This is a genomic window from Streptococcus suis (assembly GCA_002831545.1).
In the GTDB taxonomy this organism is placed as follows: domain Bacteria; phylum Bacillota; class Bacilli; order Lactobacillales; family Streptococcaceae; genus Streptococcus; species Streptococcus suis_P.
The window spans coordinates 2,484,585-2,506,776 of sequence record CP025095.1 but is presented as its reverse complement, the minus strand read 5'-3'; the positions used below and the strand labels follow the sequence as shown (position 1 = coordinate 2,506,776).

The 22,192-nt window shown below is 42.9% G+C and carries 23 protein-coding genes and 1 pseudogene; 21 read left to right on the top strand and 3 right to left on the bottom strand.

Annotation, left to right across the window (positions count from 1 at the left end; all coding sequences use genetic code 11):
- Nucleotides 1–457: 457 nt before the first annotated feature.
- The 9 genes and pseudogenes from CWM22_12305 (at nucleotide 458) to CWM22_12265 (ending at nucleotide 9,598) form a co-directional block, all read left to right on the top strand.
- Nucleotides 458–2,485: a hypothetical protein gene (locus CWM22_12305; protein ID AUC92618.1), complete on the top strand. Its 2,028-nt coding sequence runs from the start codon at nucleotides 458–460 to the stop codon at nucleotides 2,483–2,485.
- Between the two features lie 24 nt (nucleotides 2,486–2,509).
- The gene (locus CWM22_12300) at nucleotides 2,510–3,364 is read left to right on the top strand and encodes a hypothetical protein (protein AUC92617.1); all 855 of its coding nucleotides are present in this window, start codon (nucleotides 2,510–2,512) and stop codon (nucleotides 3,362–3,364) included.
- Nucleotides 3,365–3,899: 535 nt separating this feature from the next.
- Nucleotides 3,900–4,811 (top strand): class C sortase, encoded by a 912-nt coding sequence (locus CWM22_12295; GenBank protein AUC92616.1) that lies wholly within the window; start codon nucleotides 3,900–3,902, stop codon nucleotides 4,809–4,811.
- Nucleotides 4,789–5,652 carry a class C sortase gene (locus CWM22_12290; GenBank protein ID AUC92615.1) on the top strand — a complete coding sequence of 288 codons (864 nt, stop codon included), beginning with the start codon at nucleotides 4,789–4,791 and terminating at the stop codon, nucleotides 5,650–5,652. The genes CWM22_12295 and CWM22_12290 overlap by 23 nt, the downstream gene beginning before the upstream one ends.
- A complete protein-coding gene (locus CWM22_12285) occupies nucleotides 5,652–6,512 on the top strand; it encodes a class C sortase (protein AUC92905.1) in 861 nt (286 codons plus the stop codon). Before CWM22_12290 ends, CWM22_12285 begins: the two co-directional genes overlap by 1 nt.
- 116 nt (nucleotides 6,513–6,628) lie before the next feature.
- Nucleotides 6,629–6,727 (top strand): annotated as a pseudogene (locus tag CWM22_12280) (hypothetical protein).
- Between the two features lie 387 nt (nucleotides 6,728–7,114).
- Nucleotides 7,115–7,561: a LytTR family transcriptional regulator gene (locus CWM22_12275; GenBank protein ID AUC92614.1), complete on the top strand. Its 447-nt coding sequence runs from the start codon at nucleotides 7,115–7,117 to the stop codon at nucleotides 7,559–7,561.
- Between the two features lie 4 nt (nucleotides 7,562–7,565).
- Complete coding sequence (locus tag CWM22_12270) at nucleotides 7,566–8,231, top strand: hypothetical protein (protein AUC92613.1); 666 nt, start codon at nucleotides 7,566–7,568, stop codon at nucleotides 8,229–8,231.
- Nucleotides 8,232–8,317: 86 nt separating this feature from the next.
- Nucleotides 8,318–9,598 (top strand): MFS transporter, encoded by a 1,281-nt coding sequence (locus tag CWM22_12265; protein ID AUC92612.1) that lies wholly within the window; start codon nucleotides 8,318–8,320, stop codon nucleotides 9,596–9,598.
- 28 nt (nucleotides 9,599–9,626) lie between these two features.
- On the opposite strand, the gene CWM22_12260 is transcribed toward CWM22_12265, so the two are convergent.
- Nucleotides 9,627–9,746, bottom strand: a complete 120-nt coding sequence (locus CWM22_12260) for a hypothetical protein (GenBank protein AUC92611.1) — start codon at nucleotides 9,744–9,746, stop codon at nucleotides 9,627–9,629.
- Nucleotides 9,747–9,775: 29 nt separating this feature from the next.
- On the opposite strand from CWM22_12260, the gene CWM22_12255 reads away from it, so the two are divergent.
- The 3 genes from CWM22_12255 to CWM22_12245 all read left to right on the top strand — a co-directional run bounded on the left by CWM22_12255 (nucleotide 9,776) and on the right by CWM22_12245 (nucleotide 13,702).
- Nucleotides 9,776–11,230, top strand: coding sequence for a glutamate--tRNA ligase (locus tag CWM22_12255; GenBank protein ID AUC92610.1), 1,455 nt, complete (start codon nucleotides 9,776–9,778; stop codon nucleotides 11,228–11,230).
- Nucleotides 11,231–11,366: 136 nt separating this feature from the next.
- A complete protein-coding gene (locus CWM22_12250; protein ID AUC92609.1) occupies nucleotides 11,367–12,743 on the top strand; it encodes an amino acid permease in 1,377 nt (458 codons plus the stop codon).
- A gap of 11 nt (nucleotides 12,744–12,754) precedes the next feature.
- A complete protein-coding gene (locus CWM22_12245; GenBank protein ID AUC92608.1) occupies nucleotides 12,755–13,702 on the top strand; it encodes a homocysteine S-methyltransferase in 948 nt (315 codons plus the stop codon).
- Between the two features lie 41 nt (nucleotides 13,703–13,743).
- On the opposite strand, the gene CWM22_12240 is transcribed toward CWM22_12245, so the two are convergent.
- Entirely contained in the window at nucleotides 13,744–14,106 is a 363-nt protein-coding gene (locus tag CWM22_12240) for a MerR family transcriptional regulator (protein ID AUC92607.1), read from the bottom strand.
- Nucleotides 14,107–14,415: 309 nt separating this feature from the next.
- Nucleotides 14,416–14,946, bottom strand: coding sequence for an NUDIX hydrolase (locus CWM22_12235; protein AUC92606.1), 531 nt, complete (start codon nucleotides 14,944–14,946; stop codon nucleotides 14,416–14,418).
- Nucleotides 14,947–15,229: 283 nt separating this feature from the next.
- Here CWM22_12235 and CWM22_12230 point away from each other — a divergent pair, with 283 nt between their 5' ends.
- The 9 genes from CWM22_12230 to CWM22_12190 all read left to right on the top strand — a co-directional run bounded on the left by CWM22_12230 (nucleotide 15,230) and on the right by CWM22_12190 (nucleotide 22,180).
- On the top strand, nucleotides 15,230–16,423 hold the full coding sequence (locus tag CWM22_12230) for an argininosuccinate synthase (protein ID AUC92605.1): 1,194 nt from the start codon (nucleotides 15,230–15,232) through the stop codon (nucleotides 16,421–16,423).
- 13 nt (nucleotides 16,424–16,436) lie between these two features.
- Entirely contained in the window at nucleotides 16,437–17,831 is a 1,395-nt protein-coding gene (argH, locus tag CWM22_12225; GenBank protein ID AUC92604.1) for an argininosuccinate lyase, read from the top strand.
- Between the two features lie 70 nt (nucleotides 17,832–17,901).
- Complete coding sequence (locus tag CWM22_12220; protein ID AUC92603.1) at nucleotides 17,902–18,261, top strand: ribonuclease P protein component; 360 nt, start codon at nucleotides 17,902–17,904, stop codon at nucleotides 18,259–18,261.
- Nucleotides 18,245–19,057: a protein translocase component YidC gene (locus CWM22_12215; GenBank protein ID AUC92602.1), complete on the top strand. Its 813-nt coding sequence runs from the start codon at nucleotides 18,245–18,247 to the stop codon at nucleotides 19,055–19,057. The genes CWM22_12220 and CWM22_12215 overlap by 17 nt, the downstream gene beginning before the upstream one ends.
- A gap of 19 nt (nucleotides 19,058–19,076) precedes the next feature.
- Nucleotides 19,077–20,072, top strand: a complete 996-nt coding sequence (locus tag CWM22_12210; protein ID AUC92601.1) for a protein jag — start codon at nucleotides 19,077–19,079, stop codon at nucleotides 20,070–20,072.
- Between the two features lie 167 nt (nucleotides 20,073–20,239).
- Nucleotides 20,240–20,377 carry a 50S ribosomal protein L34 gene (locus tag CWM22_12205; protein AUC92600.1) on the top strand — a complete coding sequence of 46 codons (138 nt, stop codon included), beginning with the start codon at nucleotides 20,240–20,242 and terminating at the stop codon, nucleotides 20,375–20,377.
- A 106-nt stretch (nucleotides 20,378–20,483) separates the two neighbouring features.
- Entirely contained in the window at nucleotides 20,484–21,266 is a 783-nt protein-coding gene (locus CWM22_12200; GenBank protein ID AUC92599.1) for a TatD family deoxyribonuclease, read from the top strand.
- A complete protein-coding gene (rnmV, locus tag CWM22_12195) occupies nucleotides 21,250–21,819 on the top strand; it encodes a ribonuclease M5 (protein AUC92904.1) in 570 nt (189 codons plus the stop codon). Before CWM22_12200 ends, rnmV begins: the two co-directional genes overlap by 17 nt.
- Entirely contained in the window at nucleotides 21,812–22,180 is a 369-nt protein-coding gene (locus tag CWM22_12190; GenBank protein ID AUC92598.1) for a hypothetical protein, read from the top strand. Before rnmV ends, CWM22_12190 begins: the two co-directional genes overlap by 8 nt.
- Nucleotides 22,181–22,192 lie beyond the last annotated feature (12 nt).

Genomic DNA, 22,192 nt, shown 5'->3' with positions numbered 1-22,192 from the left:
AAACGTGATTACAGAGATAGCACTCAACGCTTGGAAGCCACCTTCGAGTTGAAGGAAGCAAACAAGGCAGACGCTATCCCGATTGTCAAGCAAACGGCGACGACAGGAGATGACGTCAGCTTTGAGAATTTGGATTTAGGAAAAACCTATATCCTCAAAGAAACCATAGCCCCAGACGGCTATCAACTCATTCAAAAAGAATACCGTATCGATGTCGGAACAGACGGAGCCATCACCATCCACGATGGAGGCGACCTTGTCAGTCTGGACGGTACGGATACACACCTGATTATCGTGAAAAACCTCCGCAAAGGAGAATATCCGCAAGCAGGTGGAATGGGTGCAATCCCATATATTGCATTAGGGGGGGTGATGATGTTAGTAGCTTTAGCCGTTGAGCGACGTCGCAAAAACAGTCTATAACCCCTAATGGAAACACAACTAAAAAAATAGGAGAATGTTCATGAAAAAACTAACGAAATTATTTTCCCTCTTGACCGTCTTAGTGACAATCCTAGGTCCATTGGGAAATATTCGCCATCTGGTACATGCTGATGATGCACAACCGCAGCAAACGAAAGTTTTTGTTCATAAAATTTTATTGAATAAGGAACAGTTCGCTGATTTTGATCACGAAGCCAAAAAAGATGGCTACAATGGTAATCGGATTGGCACAATTACTGATTATTTTGGTAGTAGTGCTAAAGATATAGGCGGAGTAACCTTTAAAGTCTATAAACAAGTTGCAGATACTGAAAATGGAGAAGGTGTAGTAACTGGTAATAGCTTACTTGGCTTGGAGGATTCTGCACCAAATTCAGATACAAAAAAATATAAGTTACATACAGACTCAAATAAAGCTAGTATTACTACCGTAGAAAACACAGGTGCAGAAGTTGTCCTTGAAAACGGCATCTACATCTTTGTAGAAGACAAAGAACACTCACCATATTATAATAAACAAGAAGGTGATACCAAGGGTAGTGAATTGACCGAAGCAAAAGCTGTTCCGTTTAAATTAGAGTTACCAGTAACGAAACCAGATGGAACAGGCTATTTTGATAATGACCGCAACCCCCTCCATGTCTATCCAAAAAATACAGAAGATAAACCGACAGTGACGAAAGAGTTTGCTGAAGGTGGCACTCAAACTAAAAATGTCGCAATTGGTGAAGAAGTAACCTACAAGATCACTACAAAAATTCCAAAAGGCTCTTCTTACAAGACGATTGTCTGGGAAGACTTGATGGTTGAAGGTTTGGACTTTGTAGAAAATTCATTAAACGTGGCTTCTAAAGAAGTTCCAAATCTTAATGGAAATGATCACTACACTATCACTCAAGACAAACGTGGATTTATGGTGAAAGTAAATGAAACAGGTCTGAGGGCTATAGAAGAGGCTGCTAAGACTCAGGATGTTAACATCACTTTGACCTATAAGGGTGTCCTCAACGACTCAGCTAAAGTGGATACTGAAATCCCTAACAAAGTGAAATTCCACTATGGTAACCGCCCACGTGAAGATAAAAATGATGAGCCAGATCCGGTTACACCAAAAGAAGATGGTGGTCAGCTGAAAATTAAAATCAATAAAACTTGGAAAGATGGCAGTCGAGATAAATCAGCGACTTTTGTTGTTTACGAAAAAGAAACTGGTAAAAAGATTGGTGAAGAAATTACAATTCAACCAGGTCAAACAGAAATTGAGTTTACTCATGCTGATTTAAAATCAACAAAAGAATACATAGTTGTCGAAAAGGATATTAACGGTTACATTCCAACTTATACTGTTGAAACTGGAGCTGATAAAGGTCATATCCTCACTGTAACCAACAACCCATCAGACAACCCACCACCAATCGTACCAGACCAACCAAAAGTCATCACTCACGGAAAACGTTTCATCAAGACAGATGATAAAGAAGCAGATGAACAGGGAATTGAGAAACTCCTTGGTGCAGAGTTTGTAGTGAAGAATCAAGAAAACAAATATCTTGCATTGAAGAATGCTCAAACCCAACAAGAACAATTGAACAAATATAAGCAAGCAGAGGAAGCGTATCGAGCAGCTGTAAAAGCTAAAAATGAAGTTGACACCAAAAAAGCAGAACGTGATGCAGCTTATGAAGCCTTGAATATGCAGTGGGAATGGGTGGCTAAGGATCAGGCATTCACTTTTGTATCGTCTGCAGATGGTAAATTTGAAGTTAAAGGTTTAAAAGCAGGTCAATATGAACTTGTTGAAACCAAGGCTCCAGAAGGCTACGCATTGCCAAGTAGTACTATACCGTTTGAAGTTCGCGAAGGTACTTGGAAAGACACTTCAGCGACTGCAATTGATGAACATCAACGCGTTGTCAACAAGAAAGTAACCATTCCACAAACTGGTGGTATCGGTACACTTATCTTTACAGTTGTCGGTTTGAGTGCGATGGTATTCGCCTTCATCGCGATGAAAAAACGCCAATCTGAAGAAGAAGCATAATTTATACTAGAAAAGGAGGGACAGATGAGACGACTAATACAGCTGATAAGTTGTTTTATAGCAGTTATGTGTGTAGTATCACTGCCCTCTCTTTCCCTTCAAGCCCAAGATTCCTTTGATGTTCAGGTTCATATTCCTCTTCCAGACGGAATAGATGCCAGTCAAGTGTCAACCGGCTTGGAGGCTTGGTATATTGCTGCAGAAGAGCCAGCCTCTTCTGGACAGTTGGCAGATACTTTATATGAAAAAAGTCGGTCAGAATTAACACAGCACTATGGTGAGCCAATTTCCTCACAGGCTCTCACTTCAGATGGTCAAGCCAGCTTTCAGGGCTTGGCTAAGGGATGGTATTACGTTCGACAAGTAGGGACTCCTACAAAACTCGAAGTCATTCCATTCGTCATGAAGGTAGATGGAAGTGTGTTGAAGATTGAGGCAAAAGTCAGAAGACCAAGCAAGGAAACCGGCAGTAAAACCTTTCTGAAGGTCTCAACAAGCACCGCTCCCTTATCAGGGGCAGAGTTTGTAGTCCTTGAGGAAGTGAATGGAGAACTGAAGGAAGTGAATATCGACGGCAATTCTTATCATGTCACTTCAGGCTCAGATGGTCGTTTTCAAGTAGGTCCTCTTCCTTATGGTCGTTATTACCTAAAGGAGGTGCAGGCGCCTACAGGGTATCTTCTGTCTCACGATACGATACCGTTTGAGATTAGCTCGGATTCCCATGTTTCTGAGATTGTAAAAATCAAGAACAAGCCCATCACACCGCCCGGTATTGAGATTCCATATACGGGGAATGCGGTGGTCATAGCGGTTTTATCGCTAGGCATTATCCTCTTCTTGCTGGGCTATCGTTTGGTTACTTATACGAAACGATAGTGCCTGACAGACTAAGAATAAAGAAAAAATCTCATTGTCAGGTTGAATCTGTGGCAATGGGATTTTTTCGGTTTAAAGGAGAGGCCTTGCCCATACTATGGGAGGGGGTTTGTGGTATAATATAGGGTGAGAAACAGTCTTATATCGTCATTTAGTTTTTCTTTTATTACTTCGTTAACTCGCCTTGCCTAACTCCAGTTATGCCAGCGGCTCGTTGCCTAGTACTAAAAGTAAACTAAAAGACTATATATCGTCATTTAGTTTTTCTTTTATTACTTCGTTGACTCGCTTTGTCTAACTCCAGTTATGCCAGCGGCTCGCTATCTAGTACTAAAAGTGAACTAAAGGACTATACTCCTCGAAAATCAACAGTATCCGTTGTCAAGAACTTATCAACAAGTCTTTGTCTTCGGTTTGGGTTTTCGTTGAGTTTAGACTGAAAAAACTCTAGAAGATTCAACGTGTGTTCACAAAGTTGAAGGAAAGACGATGCAAGATGCTTGCAGTGGCATCATAACAAAAATGTAGAAAAGTCATGAAAAAAAATAAGAATCAAATACAAAAAAAGTCAGATAAAGTGACAAAGAAAAAAAAGAAGAGTAACCTCCCATTTTATCTAGTATTTTTAATCGGACTGGGGATTTTACTCTATCCACATATTTCCAATTTTTATTATCGGTACGAGGCTGATCAACTAACGACTTCTTTCGACCAAGAAAAACAAAACTTAACGACCAAAGAGGTTCAAGAACGGATGGATTTGGCTCGAGCTTTTAATGAAAGCTTGAATAATGTGGTCTCTGAAGACCCCTATACCAAATCACGTCATGAAGCTGGACGGGCGGAGTATGCACGGATGTTGGAATTGCATGAGAAAATGGGATATGTTGAAATTCCAAAAATTGATGTAAAAATACCTATTTATGCAGGAACCTCTGAAACCGTGTTACAAAAAGGTGTTGGTCACTTAGAAGGAACTTCTTTACCAGTTGGGGGAAGTGATACGCATACAGTCTTAACTGCTCATACAGGTTTGCCGAAAGCTCGCCTATTTACGGACTTAACCAAGGTAAAAATCGGCGATACTTTCTATATTCACAATATTGCAGAAACGTTAGCTTATAAAGTAGACCAAATATTGGTTGTTGAGCCAACTCAGTTTGACGAACTTTTGATAAAACCTGGGCAGGATTATGCGACGTTATTAACTTGTACACCTTATATGGTGAATACACACCGTTTATTGGTTCGTGGTCATCGTATTCCTTACGTTGCGGAAGACCATCTTAAAGCAGCTGAAAATGCAGAGAAGCGTATTCTTATCCGTTATCTTCTGTATGCTTTGGGAATGTTGGTGATTATTTTGTTGATTATCTTATTTACAAGAAGACGGAAAAAGAAAAAGCAGGTAGAGAAGTTTGAGAATGATAAAACGCTCACAACATAAAACGAAAAAGGGGAAATCCAAACAATCCATACTCCTGAAACTCCTATTTCTCTTTGGTTTAATAGTGACACTGTATCCTTGGATTTCACAGTTTTACTATCGCTATGATTCTGATCGTGAAATTCAGTCGTTTTATGAACAAGCCCAACAGTTACCGAGTGAGGAAGTTTTAAAAAGATTGGAACATGCTAGGGCCTATAACCAGACATTGGACCCTCGCAAGCTGCAAGATCCCTACACAGAGGAAGAAAAGGCTGGAGTTGCAGAATATGCACGCATGCTTGAGGTTAAGGAAAAAATTGGTTTTGTGGAAATTCCAAAAATCAATGAGCGGATTCCCATTTATGCTGGGACAACTGAATATGTATTACAAAAAGGGGCCGGACACTTAGAGGGGTCGTCATTGCCGGTTGGTGGTGAAAGTACTCACACTGTCATAACAGCCCATCGTGGTTTGCCCAATGCTTCCCTGTTTACCAATCTCGATCGTCTCAAAGTCGGGGAACAGTTTTACATTCATAACATCGCAGAAACACTAGCTTATGAGGTGGATCAAATCTTAGTTGTTGAGCCGAGTGACTTCGATCCTGTCTTGGTACAGGCTGGAAAAGACTATGCTACTTTATTGACCTGTACACCGTATATGATCAACAGTCATCGTTTGTTGGTACGTGGCCACCGTGTTCCTTACGAGCCTGAAGTTGCCAAAAAGGAAAAACCAGTATTCTTTTTGGACATGCTAACGCTATCCTACTTAATAGCTTTACTGATTATACTAGTGATTGTTGCTATCCTCTATCTTCGCAGTAGGAAGAAGAATCGGAAGGTAAAAGTGAAATGATGAAAAAAATTGGCTACATTCTCATGCTGATTGGCTTATTACTGCCGTTAGTCTTACTGACGAATATGTCCTTGCATGAGTTTCAGACCTATCGACACTATCAGTCTTACCAAAGCCGTTCGACATCATTTTCGTCAGAGCAAAAAGCGGCAATTGATACTTATGAAGAACAAATCAGTAGCGGAGATATCCCAACAATTGACCCTTTTGCAGAAAAGAATAGTTCGGATAGTAATTCTGTTGTTGTTCCTAATTTGGAAGGCGGTGTGATTGGTTATCTAAGCATTCCAAGTATTGAAATTCGCCAGCCAATATATATCGGAGCGACTAGCCAGCATTTAAATGATGGGGTGGCTTCTATTATTGGAACAGATTTACCTGTTGGTGGTATGGGGCACCGAAGTGTCATTGCAGGTCATCGTAGTTGGTATACAGATCTTCGTTTTTTCCGTTTAACGGAGCTAAAAGAAGGAGATAAGATTTTTATTGAAATCGGTGGGACAACACTGACATATTTGGTCAAAAATACAGAAGTGATAAAGGCGACCGATTGGCAAAAATTATTGCCTGTTGAAAATCAAGATATGTTAACGCTGTTGACGTGTGATCCGCTAGTTCCTCCTTTTGACTATCGCTTATTGGTTAACGCCTATCGTCAGCCGGATGTAGCTGAGGAAGATGCTCAATCAAAACAGACAAGTCAAGAAGAAATGAAGCAGTACCAACAACACTCATTCAGCTTCGTCTTTTATATAACGATATTTGGCTGGCTCTTATTATGCTATATTCTTTATCGTTTTGTCACCTTATTGACTAATACTCTTCGAAAATCAAAATCAGACGTTGTTGACTTGATTTGATGAGTGAGGCTGGGCAAAAAGCCCAGGACCACTACTCAGAGTTCGTGGTAACATCTCAGCGCAGTGGTTGATTGGGTTTAACAGTCCAGTGGACTGTTAAAGGTTGGAGATAGGATTTGCGAAGCAAATCTCAGCAATTCGTGTTTTGCACTTCAAATCTGGCCATTACGACTGATGCGAACAGAGTTCGCTTCATCTCCAACCTCAAACTGTCTCCCAGACAGTTTGAGCTGTGCGGGGGTGGGAAGACGAACTCTTTTTATCTTGGTCGAGTTCTTTCCCACTCCCAGCCTGTTACCTTGAAACAAAATAGTAACAGGGTTCTATCTGCTGAGTAGAAACGAACTACGTTCGCTCTATCTCCAAGCTCCAAAGGTTCCCCAAACCTTTGGAGCTAGTCTGTTTTTGATTTTCATTGAGTATAAAAAGTAATCTGTTAGAGGTGAACTGTCTCTGAAAAGATGGAGAAATAGATACTTGAATTCTAGCGACTTTTAATGATGAATGTTTACCACTTACCTGTCTAATTTTACCACTTACTGAAATGCCCTTGTAATTGTGGTTGGAATTGGTATAATAGAGCTATCAAAAAGGAGGGAGCTATGAAAGTTAGGATTGAATTTGATGACAGCTTAGATCAGGTTGAAGTTGTTATCCGAACCAGTCAGCTGGGACCAGAGATTGAACAGATTCAGCGGGCTCTGCAACAAGTTAGCCGTCCCTCGCTTGTCTTTTACAAGGGGAGTAGTGAGTATTTTCTTTCATTGGGTGACATACTTTTCTTTGAAACGGATGGGACCAAAATTTATGCCCATACAGCCGACGATGCCTATGAGGTCAAGATGAAGCTCTATGAGCTGGAAGAATACTTGCCAATCTACTTTTGTCGGGTTTCCAAGTCAACCATTGCAAATAGCAAGGCCGTTTATTCGCTGGACAAATCCTTTTCAGGAACTAGTCGGATTTCCTTCTATCAGACCCACAAGGAAGTCCACGTGTCGCGGCATTATTATCATTTATTAAAAGAAAAGTTACGAGAAGTGAGGTAGAAAGATGAAAAAATATGGTTTAGGGATTGCCCTGCTGGTCTTGGCAGGATTGGTCTTGTTTCAAGACTACTTGCCGGCTATTGAGCTCCCTCTTTGGAAATTGGCACTGGTAGTCGGTTGGAGTTATCTTCTCCTAAAAGCAATAATTAGAAGACAGTTAGTTACAAGCTTTGTGTGGGGAACTTTGGTCTTTATTATTTTGAACAACCACTTTGACTGGGTGGACATTGATACCTGGACAGTAATTCTAGGATCGATACTAGCTTGTGCAGGGTTGAAGTTATTGATAAAACCTAGGCGGAGCAAGAATATGGTCGATACAAAAAGTTTTGTCACAGGGGTGATTGGCGACAAGGGACGGGAAACGGCTTTTGGCTCTTCAACTCGCTATATTCATGACGATAATTTTCTCCATGATAGTGTGGAAGTAGCCTTCGGCTCTAGTACAGTTTACTTTGATCAGGCGATTATTCTGGGAGATAAGGCTGAATTTCATATCGATGCGGCCTTCTCATCGGTTGATCTTTATCTGCCGGCAAATTGGCAGGCGGTCGTGGAGCTAGATAGTTCCATGTCTGCTGTCAATAACTATGCAACTGGTATGGGAGAAAAGATGCTACATATCACAGGAGATATGGCCTTCTCCACTTTGAATATCTATTACACCTAGAGTGAACAGAGAGCAGTCTATTCAGGCTCCTCTGTAGAATAAAAAGTCGGAATATTCTGGAAATTGGTCAAAAGAAAGGGATTATCATGAGAAAGATTTTGAAAAATGCTACTTACCTATGGGTACTGACTGCGGATATGTTGTCCAATTTTGGCGATGTGGTCTATTATCTGGCCTTGATGAACTATGTTTTGCTGGTGCCCAACAGCCGTCTGGCTCTGGCGATTGTGACCTTCTCGGAAATCTTCCCTAGCTTTATGGGACTCTTTACAGGCTATCTGGCAGACAAGACGGTCAACAAAATCAGCACTATCAAGCTGACCCTCCTCTTTCGTGTGGTCCTCTACGTCATCCTCGGATTCTGCATGGGCTTTGAGCCAGCCCTCTGGATTGTCGTAGTGGCTGCAACTTTCAATGTCTTTGCAGACTTCGCTGGCTTCTATGAAAATGGCCTCTATACACCTCTGGGATTACGCGTAGCGCCCAAGGAAGAGCGGGAGCAGTACTCGGCCTTTCGCCAGACCGTGACCAGCCTCCTCAACATCGCCTTTCAGGCCCTCTCTGCCCTCTTGGTCGGCCTCCTCTCCTACCAAAACCTGGCCTTTCTCAACGCCGGAACCTTTTTAGCCGCCCTTCTTATCATGCAGCTGCTGACACCAGTCTTTCGCAAACTCCTGACGGAGCAGCCTTTGAAAATAGCAGAGCAGCCGAGCCATACTGAGCAAAAAACCAAGGGACCAGGCATTCTAGCTTCCTTCAAGCAAGCCATCGTGGAGCTGCGCAAGATACCCGAGTTCCGCCTGGTCTTGATTACCAACCCTCTTATCAACGCCTGTGGAGCTATTCTCTATCCTATTCTGGTCTTGCTGATTAGCGAAGACCCAGGCCTTGTCTTCCTTAATGTTGAAACAACCCTTGCCCTGACCATTCTAATCTTCTTTGTTGGCAATATCTTGGGATCGACCTTGGTCTTTAGCCTCTTCAAAAAGACCAGCATGGTGACGCTGGAAGTGGCAGCCACTTTCTCTCTTCTTGGCGTTTTTGTCGGAATGTTGCTACATCAACTGCCAATTATTTTCTTCTTCCTTACTACAATGGGAATTAGTTCTGGAGCTAGTGGACCTAAATTTAACGCTAAGTTTGTTAACTCCATGCCAGAGGAGCAGTTGGCGACCATCGGCGGAGCGGTATCGACCTATTTTATGCTAGGTCAAGCCTTTACTCGACTACTGGTTTCGGGTTTGGTCTTAATCTTGACTGTCAATCAGATTAGCGGATTTTTCCTAACGGCAACTGGCATCTTGGTCCTATACGTCCTCTACTGGCTGGCACGCAACCAAAAAACACCTCAAAATCAGTCTGCTTAGGCTGATTTTTCTGTTTTCTTATGCATATCTATGCTATAATGTTCTTGATTGCTACTCTTCGAAAATCAAATTCAGACGTCGTTGACTTGACTTGATGAACTTCAGTTCTATCTTCGTCTGCATCGCCTAGTCTGATTTCGATTTTCATTGAGTATGAAAATTTTACAGGAGAGAAACATGACTAAACCAATTCGTGTGCGTTACGCACCAAGTCCAACAGGACTTTTACATATCGGAAATGCCCGTACAGCATTGTTTAACTATCTTTTTGCTCGTCATCATGGCGGTACTTTCCTCATTCGTATCGAGGACACAGACCGCAAACGCCACGTAGAAGACGGTGAGCGTTCTCAGCTGGAAAACCTGCGTTGGTTGGGCATTGATTGGGATGAGAGTCCAGAAACCCATGAGAACTACCGTCAGTCTGAGCGTTTGGATATTTACCAAAAGTATGTTGATCAGCTCTTGGCAGAAGGCAAGGCCTACAAGTCTTATGTGACAGAAGAAGAGTTGGCGGCGGAGCGTGAGCGTCAGGAAGCGGCTGGTGAAACACCTCGCTATATCAATGAATACCTGGGCATGTCTGAGAATGAAAAAACTGCCTATATCGCAGAGCGTGAGGCGGCTGGCATTGTCCCAACTGTCCGCTTGGCTGTCAACGAAGCTGGTATCTACAAGTGGAATGACATGGTTAAGGGTGAGATCGAGTTTGAAGGTGGCAACATAGGTGGTGACTGGGTTATCCAAAAACGTGACGGCTATCCAACCTACAACTTTGCCGTGGTTATTGATGATCATTTGATGAAAATCTCGCACGTTATCCGTGGGGACGACCACATTGCCAATACACCCAAGCAGCTCATGGTCTATGAAGCACTTGGTTGGGAAGCGCCAGAATTTGGTCACATGACCTTGATTATCAACTCTGCAACGGGTAAAAAGTTGTCTAAACGTGACACCAATACCCTTGCCTTTATCGAAGATTACCGCAAAAAAGGCTACCTGCCAGAAGCTGTTTTCAACTTTATCACGCTTTTGGGCTGGACTCCTGGTGGTGAGGAAGAAATCTTCTCCAAAGATGAGATTATCCAACTCTTTGATGAAAAACGCCTCAGCAAGTCACCAGCTTCCTTCGATCCGAAAAAGTTGGCTTGGATGGGCAATGAGTACATCAAAAATGCTGATTTAGAAACTATTTTCAACCTTGCTAAACCATTCTTGGAAGAAGCGGGGCGCTTGACAGACAAGGCAGAAAAATTGGTGGAACTTTACAAGCCACAGATGTCATCTGCGGATGAAATCGTTGGTTTGACAGACCTCTTCTTCTCAGATTTCCCAGAATTGACTGCGGAAGAAAAAGAAGTGATGGCAGGTGAGACTGTTCCGACTGTCCTCAATGCTCTTAAGGAAAAATTGGAAGCTATGACGGACGAAGATTTCCAACCAGATAATATCTTCCCGCAAATCAAGGCTGTTCAAAAAGAAACAGGCATCAAGGGCAAAAACCTCTTCATGCCAATTCGTATCGCCGTTTCGGGCGAAATGCATGGACCTGAGTTGCCAAATACCATTTACCTGCTCGGCCGTGAAAAATCTATCCAGCATATTGATAATATGTTGAAGAGTTTGTAATGAAAAAATCCCCGCTGTCCTGTGATAGTGGGGATTTGTTATAACTTAAAACTATATAAACAAACTTGAAAACGATATAACCAGTTTCTGAAAATCCATGATATGATAGAATAATCACAAGAATTTAGGAGAGTATATGGAAAATCATAATTTTGAAAATCAAGGGACCTTTAACCGCGAGATGAACAGTCGTCATTTGCAGATGTTATCTATCGGTGGGGTTATCGGGACAGGTTTGTTCTTGAGTTCAGGCTATACCATTGCACAGGCTGGGCCTTTTGGAGCTGTTGCGGCTTATCTTTTCGGAGCTGTCATGGTCTATCTGGTCATGTTCTCACTTGGTGAGCTTTCGGTAGCCATGCCGGTGACAGGTTCTTTTCACACTTATGCCACCAAGTTCATCAGTCCTGGAACAGGCTTTATGGTGGCCTGGATGTATTGGCTTTGCTGGGTCGTTGCGCTAGCTTCACAGTTTGTTGGGGCAGCCCAGCTCATGCAACGCTGGTTTCCTAGTGTACCGATTTGGATTTTTGCGACGATTTTTGCAGTTATTGTCTTTGGGCTAAATACCCTTTCTGTTGGTTGGTTTGCCAAGGCGGAGGATGCGTTGTCGTCAATCAAGGTTTATGCTATTGCAGCTTTTATTGTGCTTGGGACTTTGGCTATTTTTGGTATTTTGCCATTTGAGGGAACCAATGCTGCGCCGCTCTTTACTAATATTACAGCACAAGGCTTACTTCCTAACGGCCTAGTTGGGTTGATTTCAGTTATGCTGTCGGTTAACTATGCCTTTTCAGGTGTGGAAATGATCGGAATTGCGGCAGGGGAGACAGATAATCCCCAAAAAGCTGTACCGCAAGCTATTAAATCAACAATTGGTCTTTTAGTTATCTTCTTTGTCTTGACAATTGTTGTTTTGGCATCTCTACTTCCTATGTCAGAAGCAGGTGTGACAGAAGCGCCATTCGTACTTGTATTGGATAAAATCGGTTTTCCTTACGCTGCAGATATTATGAACTTCATTATCTTGACGGCTATTTTATCGGCCTCTACATCAGGGCTATACGCTTCAAGCCGTATGCTTTGGTCTTTGGCTAATGAAGGCATGATCAGCAAGGAATTAGTCAAGATTAACAAGCACGGTGTTCCAATGCGGGGCATGATTCTGTCCATGATTGGTGTTGTTATCGCTTTGATTGCATCAATTTATGCAGAAGATACCATCTTCCTTGCTCTGGTTTCCATTGCTAGTTTTGCAGTTGTGATTGCTTGGTTGGCCATTCCATTGGCACAAATCGGTTTCCGTCGTGAATTTTTGAAAACTCATAGTGTAGATGAATTGGAATATAAGACACCATTTTCACCGACCTTGCCATGGATTACCGTCATTTTGCTGGTTATTTCCATCATCGGAATCGGTTGGGATCCTTCACAGCGTGCCGGTCTTTACTTTGGTGTGCCATTCATGATTGGCTGCTATATTTATCACTACATTCGCTTTAAAAAGTGGTAGGAGGTTCTATAATGGGTCGTTTTAAGGAATTATTAGAAAATCAAGAGTTTGTCATCTTGCATGGTGCTCTGGGAACAGAATTAGAGTTTCGAGGTCATGATGTATCGGGCAAGCTCTGGTCTGCCAAGTATCTATTGGAAAATCCCCAGTACATCAAGGATATTCATAAGGACTATATTCTAGCTGGAGCAGATTTGGTGACGACTTCAACCTATCAGGCGACCTTTGAAGGATTAGCAGAAGTTGGTTTGTCACAAGCAGAGGCAGAGAACCTCATTCGCTTGACCGTTGATTTGGCGAAGGAAGCGCGGGATGAGGTTTGGGCAGAATTGTCTGAAACAGAGAAAGCACAACGAACCTATCCTCTCATTTCAGGTGACGTGGGTCCCTACGCGGCTTATTTGGCCAACGGTGCTGAATATACGGGTGAATATGGCAACATTAGTCTGTCAGAGTTAAAAGATTTCCACCGTCGCAGAATCGAACTCCTCTTAGAACAGGGAGCGGAACTCTTAGCTTTGGAAACCATTCCCAATGTTCTTGAAGCACAGGCTTTGGTAGAGTTGCTGGCAGAGGATTTTCCAGAGGCTGAAGCCTATATCAGTTTCACCTCACAAGACGGTCAGTCGATTTCTGACGGAACGTCTATTGAAAAAATAGCAGAGCTGGTCAACAGCAATGAGCAGATTTTGGCGGTTGGTCTTAACTGTACGGCTCCCTCGCTGTACTCAGCTTTCCTTAGCAAGTTGAGAGAAAAAATGGATAAACCATTTGTGACCTATCCAAATTCTGGAGAAGTCTATGATGGAGCCACTCAAACTTGGAAGGAAAAAGCAGACGACAGCCATTCTCTTCTGGACAACACACTTGAATGGCACAAACTGGGTGCCAAGGTAGTTGGAGGCTGCTGCCGCACCCGACCAGCCGATATTGCTGACCTAGTTGCAGGTTTGAAATAAAAGTATCCCCACTGTCCTATTCAGTGACGACGGGGATTTTGTTATAGATTCTGTAATTTTTCCTCAATCTGCTGGAGTAGATTTTCTAGATTTTCCTTCTGTTCTTGGAGCAGGAGGATTTGTTTTTCACGGTCGGCAATTTCATCCAGTATGACCTGTTTGTTTTCTTTTAGCTGTTCGAGACTGCCGCATTTGGTGTCATGTAGTTCCTTGATGCGGATAATGGCTTTGACGGACAAACCTAATTGGCGAAGTCCTAGGATATTTTCTAGGTTGTTGATTTCTTCTTCGTTCCAGTAGTAATTGCCGTCAATCAGTTGCGGTTGTAAGAGTCCTTGTTCTGTGTAGAAACGAAGCGTATCACGTTTGATACCAAATTGTTGCATAACTTGTCCTGTTTTCATAATGTCCTCTTGACAGGGGCTTAGCCCCTCATGATAAATTGGTGGGGAAAGGAGTTCTATATGATTATTGTTGTTAAATGCTTGATTGTGCTCTACTTGGGGCTACTGCCTGTATCTGCTTGGGTTTATCGCAAGCAACTTCCTAGCTGGTTACTGGTTTTATATGCTTGCCCAGTATTGCTCAGTTTGTTGGACTGGCAGACAGTTTGGGGATTTATTTTCAGTTTAATCTTGGCTTGCGGTGTGCGTGTCTTAGGTGGTCGCATTCTTTTTGGGAGAAATCGTCTCAGTCACTTTTTATCTCATGTTTTACTGAGTAGCATTCTCGCTCTTGCCCTGTTCTTGTTCTAAAAACAGCCTCTCCACATAGTCTTTCTGCCTAGGAATAACCAACTCATTCTCAAGAAACTCTTTTAGTTTTTCTTGTGGGACCCAGATATAGTTGCTGGTTTCTTCGGCTTGGAGTTGGATAGCAGCTTTGTCCCAATTGGCTTCGGCCCAGTAGCAGCGGAAGATACACTGGTCATCATGGGCGACAAAATGTGTATGGTGGCGGAGTTGGTCAGCTGTTAGTTCAATTCCTGTCTCTTCGCGGACTTCGCGTAAAATAGCCTGCTCTGCTATTTCCCCAAACAAAGCTGAACCTCCTGCTGTCGCTTCATAATAGTCAGGGTAGGAGGGCTTGGTGCTGTCGCGTTTCATGAAGAGGGTGCTGCCATCGCGGTGGCGGATGATGCACTCGACGACCAGGTGGTAGAGGCCATTGGGAATGGCTTCTCCGCGTGTGAGAGTGTGGTCGGTCAGCTGACCGTCGGCTGTGTAGGCGTTCCAGATTTCCATTTCATTCTCCTGTCAATTTTGTAGTTATTCAGTATAGCACACATGGAAGTGTTAGACAAGTATCTTGCGGGTATTTGCGTATTGGAATGATTGGAGGATTGATTGGAGGATTACTGAGCTAGAAAGCTGACGTCAGTCGCCTCTTTCATTTGCTTATTTTCAAATCAATATTGAAAATATACAAAAAAAATTCAATTTTTTGTATATTTATGTTGCAAAAAGTATAAATATACACTATAATAGTCACTAAGTTTTATAAAAATAAAAAGAAATGAGATTGCTTATGACAAAAGAAAAATTGATTTTAGCCTATTCTGGTGGACTTGATACTTCAGTTGCGATTGCTTGGTTGAAAAAAGACTATGATGTGATTGCGGTTTGTATGGATGTAGGTGAGGGGAAAGATCTTGACTTCATTCATGATAAAGCACTGTCCATTGGTGCCATTGAGTCCCATGTATTGGATGTAAAAGAAGAATTCGCCCAAGAATATGTCCTACCAGCCCTGCAAGCTCATGCCTATTATGAGCAAAAATATCCGCTGGTATCAGCTCTCAGTCGGCCCTTGATTTCCAAAAAGTTGGTGGAAATGGCTCATAAGACAGGAGCAACCACTATCGCCCACGGCTGTACTGGTAAGGGAAATGACCAGGTGCGGTTTGAGGTAGCCATTGCAGCCCTGGACCCAACTTTGAAAGTTGTAGCCCCTGTTCGGGAATGGAAATGGGCGCGTGAAGAAGAAATCATCTTCGCCAAGGAAAATGGTGTACCAGTCCCAGCAGATTTGGATAGCCCTTATTCCGTTGACCAAAATCTTTGGGGCCGTGCCAATGAGTGCGGAGTTTTAGAAAATCCATGGAATGAAGCGCCAGAAGATGCTTTTGGTATTACAACTGCACCAGAAAATGCACCAGATACTCCTGAGTATGTCGATATTGAGTTTCAGGCGGGCGTACCCGTTGCTGTAAATGGTGAAGAGTTAAGTCTTGCTAATCTCATCCAAAAACTCAATGTCATTGCTGGTAAGCATGGTGTAGGCCGGATTGACCATGTGGAAAATCGTTTGGTCGGAATCAAATCGCGTGAAATTTATGAGTGTCCAGGAGCCATTACCCTTTTGACTGCTCATAAGGAAATTGAAGATTTGACCTTGGTGCGCGAAGTATCGCATTTCAAACCGATTGTTTCAAATGAACTCTCTAACTTGATTTACAATGGTTTGTGGTTCAATCCAGCTACTCAGGCATTAAAAGCATATTTACAAGCAACTCAATCAGTCGTGAATGGTACAGCAAAAGTGAAATTGTATAAGGGAACAGCTAAAGTTGTCGCTCGGAAATCTCCAAATTCACTTTATGACGAAGATTTGGCAACCTATACCAGTGCAGATACCTTTGACCAAGATGCAGCAGTTGGTTTCATCAAGCTTTGGGGCTTGCCAACCAAGGTCAATGCAGAAATTCATAAGAAAGACTAGAAAGTAGGAGTGTATGGAAGCAAAGAAATTATGGGGCGGTCGCTTTGAAGCCAGTCTTGAGGAATGGGTAGAAGAATTCGGAGCTTCCATCCGATTTGATCAAAAACTGGCCAAGTATGATATTCAGGGTTCTTTAGCCCATGTCAAGATGCTCGGAGCCACAGGGATTATCAATCAAGAAGAAGCTCAGGCTATTCAAACTGGTCTGGAAGAATTGTTAGCAGGCTATGAGGCTGGCAAGTTAGTGTTTGATGTTCGTAACGAAGACATTCACATGAATATCGAAAGTCTATTGACGGATAAAATAGGCTCAGTTGCAGGTAAACTCCACACAGCTCGTTCTCGTAACGATCAAGTAGCAACGGATATGCACCTTTATCTGAAGGATACACTCTTTCAAGTTGTAGACAAATTAGCCAACCTACGTCAGATTTTAGTAGACCTTGCACAGGAGCATGTGGAAACCATCATGCCCGGCTATACCCACTTGCAACATGCCCAGCCTATTAGTTTTGCTCAGCACTTGTTAGCCTATTACAACATGTTCAGCCGAGACAGTGAGCGCTTTGCATTCAACATGCAGCATACAGATGTATCCCCACTTGGTGCGGCGGCCTTGGCAGGGACAACCTTTCCGATTGACCGTCAGATGACGTCTGATTTGATGGGATTTGCTAAGCCCTATAGTAATTCTCTTGATGCCGTTTCTGACCGTGATTTTATACTGGAATTCCTCTCCAATGCCAGCATTCTCATGATGCACATGTCGCGTTTGTGTGAAGAAATCATTAACTGGTGTTCACATGAATACCAATTTGTCACCCTATCCGATACCTTTTCAACAGGTTCTTCCATCATGCCTCAGAAGAAAAATCCAGATATGGCTGAGCTGATTCGGGGGAAAACTGGTAGAGTTTATGGGAACTTAGTTGGCCTACTGACAGTCATGAAATCCCTGCCTTTAACCTATAACAAGGACTTGCAAGAGGACAAGGAAGGCATGTTTGATAGTGCGGAAACGATTTTAGTATCTATCGATATTTTGGCAGGGATGTTGCAATCTATGACAGTCCATAAGGAAAGGATGGCTCAATCGACAGAGAAGGACTTTTCAAATGCGACAGAGTTGGCAGATTATCTGGCCAGCAAGGGCTTACCCTTCCGCCAGGCGCATGAGATTGTAGGTAAATTGGTATTAGAATGCAGCAAGGCAGGCTATTATTTACAAGATGTTCCTTTGGAACGTTATCAAGAGTTGTCGCCTGTCATTGGACCGGATATTTATACAGCTCTAGAATCGGAAACAGCCGTTTCACGCAGAAATTCGCTAGGTGGAACTGGATTTGAATCCATTCGTCAGCAAATTCAGCAAGCAAAAGCACAAATAATCGCTTCGAAAGGCCTCTAAACGGTATGTTTATTGGTTTTTTTGAATTTTATGGTATAATAGAAGTAATTTTGAAAGATGGAGTGGCAGTTTGAAAAAAAGCTATCGTGTCAAGCGTGAACGAGATTTTAATGACATTTTTACAAAAGGAAACAATGTAGCTAACCGAAAGTTTGTTGTCTATCATTTAGCTGGGGAACAGAAGCATTTTCGAGTAGGGCTATCTGTCAGCAAAAAATTGGGAAACGCTGTCATGCGAAATAGGATTAAGCGCAGGATTCGTCACATCTTAATTGAATGCCAACATCAACTGGTAGCAGATGACTTTGTTATCATTGCTCGAAAAGGTGTAGAGGAATTGTCCTATCAAGAAATGAAGCAAAACCTCATCCATGTTTTGAAACTAGCTAAACTATACCAGGAAGGTGTTGTGATTGAAAAAGAAAGTTAAATGGGCAGGTCTACTGGTAGCATCTCTAATTGTTTTAACAGCCTGCGGAACAGGGCCAGTGACCAGTCAATCTACAGATGCGTGGGATAGATTAATTTACTGGTTTGCCAGCATTATTCAGTTCCTATCTATCAACGGTCAAATTGGAATCGGTATTATACTTTTTACCATTTTAATTCGAACCCTTCTGTTGCCGTTGTTCCAAATACAGATGAATTCCTCACGGAAGATGCAGGAGCTTCAACCTAAGCTGAAAAAGTTGCAAGCGGAGTATCCAGGAACGGATATGGAAAGTCGCCAGCAGCTCTATGAAGCAACGCAAGCTCTCTATAAAGAGAATGGCGTCAGCATGAGAGCGTCCATGATTCCGCTCTTTATTCAAATGCCAATCCTTTTGGCCCTCTTTCAAGCTCTGACGCGTGTTGAAGCCTTGAAAGTAGGTCACTTCCTTTGGTTAAATCTTGGGGAGCCGGATCCGCTCTTTATTTTGCCGATTATGGCTGCAGTGTTTACATTCCTCAGCTCATGGTTGACCAATAAATCAGCAATTGAGAAGAATATGGCTATGACAATTATGACCTATGCCATGCCCGTGGTGATTTTTTTCTTTGCTGTGGCAGCTGCTAGTGGGGTGGCTTTGTATTGGACAGTGTCAAATGCCTATCAGGTTGCTCAAACCTTGGTGTTCAATAATCCTTTTAAAATAATAGCAGAGCGTCAAGCGAAAATTGATGCGGAAAAAGAGCGTCAGGCAAAAATCCGACGGGCACAGAAAAAAGCACAGAAAAAGAAATAGGAAAACTAGGAGAGAGAAGATGAAATTTACAGGAGCAAGTGTTGAAGAGGCCATCCAGAATGGCTTGGTAGAGCTAAATATTCCTCGAAAAAAAGCACATATTACTGTGGTTGCGCGTGAGAAAAAAGGTTTCCTTGGTTTCGGTAGAAAGCCAGCGATTGTGGATATTGATGTCATCAATGAAACAACGGTTGTTAAGGCTAATCAGAAAGCAGTTCGTGGCGTTCCAGATGAAATCAATGACCTCAATGAACCAGTGAAGAGTGTGTCAGAAGCTACAATTGACCTTGGGAAAGTTGTTGCAGCGGTGAAAGAATTTGAAAAGTCTGGTCAAACGCTTGATGATGATATTAAAGCGCAGATCTTGAAAAATGAAAAAGAAGCGACAACGATTTTGGAAGAAACAGGTCGGATTGAAATTCTTTCAGAGGATTTACTAACTACTACAGAGGCAACAACATCTGCTAAGGAAGACGTAAATCAAGAAGTCGTCTCAGAAAATCAAGCAGATAATTTTGCTGATTTAGATATTAAGATTGAGCCCCAGTATGATATTGAACAAGTTGTTTCGGAAGTGACAGCTTATGTACAAGAAATTCTGGATGATATGGATGTTGAGGCGCGTATTGATACAAGTCATAATCGCCGTACAATCAATATTCAAGTGGATACCAATGAACCAGGTCGTGTTATCGGTTATCACGGAAAAGTCTTAAAGGCCTTGCAACTTTTGGCTCAGAACTTCTTATACAACCGTTATGAGCGTAATTTCTATATCACAATCAATGTGAATGATTATGTAGAACACCGCGCAGAGGTTCTTCAAGGCTACGCACAAAAATTGGCAGAACGTGTTTTGGCAGAGCAGGAAGCCTACCATACAGATCCGATGTCAAGTAGTGAGCGTAAAATTATCCACCGCATTATCTCTAAAATGGATGGTTTGACAAGCTATTCAGAAGGCAGCGAGCCGAACCGATATGTCGTCGTAGATATTGAAGGGAATCATGATTAAAAAGAGGCTAGTCCTCTTTTTTCAATGATTTTCTGATTCTTTCCTAAAAGTATGGCAGAATAGCTTGACAAACGAACAGAATTTATATAAAATAGTTTGGTATGTTTAGTAACTGATCAAAACTAGCCGGCTAAACGAATACAAGAATCTAAGAGGAGGTATTCATCGTGAAACGTACTTTTCAACCAAGTAAAATCCGTCGCGCGCGTAAACACGGTTTCCGTAGCCGTATGGCAACTAAAAACGGCCGTCGCGTGTTAGCTGCTCGTCGCCGTAAGGGACGTAAAGTTCTTACAGTAGCATAAGAAGATGAAAAGAGAAGCCAGCAGAAACTCGAGTCTGCTGGTTTTTTTCTTCTCATAAGAATCTTCTGAAATATGTTACAATAGTAGGAAAGAAAGTGATGGAACGATGATACAAATTTTTGATACACATACCCACCTCAACGTAGAGCAGTTTGACGGTCGGGTCCAAGAAGAATTAGACTTTGCCAAGGAAATGGGGGTCACTCTCCACAACGTTGTCGGTTTTGACCGAGCAACCATTGACAAGGCTATGGAGCTTGCTGATCAGCATCCTGAAATCTATCTGACATTGGGTTGGCATCCGACAGAGGCTGGCACTTATGACGAGGAAGTTGAATGTTATCTACTCAAGGCTCTCCAGCATCCCAAGGTCATTGCCCTGGGAGAGATTGGACTGGATTACTACTGGATGACGGCAGATAAGGAAACCCAGGCCCGTGTCTTCAAGCGGCAGATGGAGCTGGCCAAGCAGTTGGATTTACCCTTTGTGGTTCATACGCGTGATGCTTTGGAAGATACTTACCAGCTCATCAAGGAAGTCGGCGTCGGTCTACGCGGAGGCATCATGCATTCCTTCTCTGGCACTCTGGAGGAGGCTCAGGCCTTCATGGACCTGGGCATGCACATCTCCTTCTCGGGAGTGGTGACCTTCAAAAAAGCTGTCGAACTTCAGGAAGCGGCGCAAGCATTGCCCCTAGAAAAAATCCTGGTCGAGACGGACGCACCCTACTTAGCGCCTGTTCCCAAGCGGGGTCGGGAAAATCGCACCGGCTACACCAGATATGTGGTGGAAATGCTGGCCCAGCTTCGCAACCAGTCGGTCGAAGAAGTGGCGAAAGCGACCTACGAGAATGCAAGGAGCTTGTTCAGAATTGACTCAGAAAATTAAGATACAAGAAGTCCTCGTTGTCGAGGGCAAGGATGATACGGCAAACTTGAAGCGGTTTTACGAGGTGGATACCTACGAAACCAGAGGCTCTGCCATATCAGACGATGACTTGGAACGCATCGAGAAACTCCATGACCTGCGAGGCGTCATTGTCTTTACTGACCCAGACTACAATGGCGAGCGGATTCGAAAGATCATTATGCAGGCCATTCCCACGGTCAAACACGCTTTCTTACAGCGGGACGAGGCTACACCTAAGTCCAAGACAAAAGGGCGGTCCTTGGGCATTGAGCACGCCAGCTTTGAAGACTTGGAAAAGGCCCTTGCAGGCCTGCGTGGCTATTATGATGATGAAAATAACTTTGATATCAGCAAGTCAGACCTGATGCGTCTAGGCCTTCTTATGGGCGGTGACAGTCGCAAGAGGAGAGAGTATCTGGGAGAAAAGCTCCGTATCGGCTACTGCAACGGCAAGCAACTGCTCAGACGCTTGGAGCTGTTTGGGATTGGTCTGGCGGAAGTGGAAGAGGCTATGGAGAGCTATCATGGATAGGGTCTACGCTGTTAAGTGCTTGGTTAAAAACGAGTTTGAACCTTCTTATGAAAATTATTCATCTTATGAAGAAGTGACCTACTTGCTGCCGGCTGATGTCCTTGTTTGGGAGGATGAGCAGGTTGATAAGAACAAACTAGCAGACTATTTGCGTGGTTTAGTTGAAGATGGCTATGTCAATGCGGATGGTATTTGGAAGCAGAGCCGTTTGTTTCATATTGCCGGTGTGCAAGAAATGGACGACAGGGTAGAGTTTGATGGCCCAGCCGTGGAAGTCTATCGCTGGTTTTACAATTTTGAACGTCCTGTTACTGAGGAAGAATTTTTGAATCTCTATTATTTTGATGATTTGGGGAGATAGGGAATCTAGAGC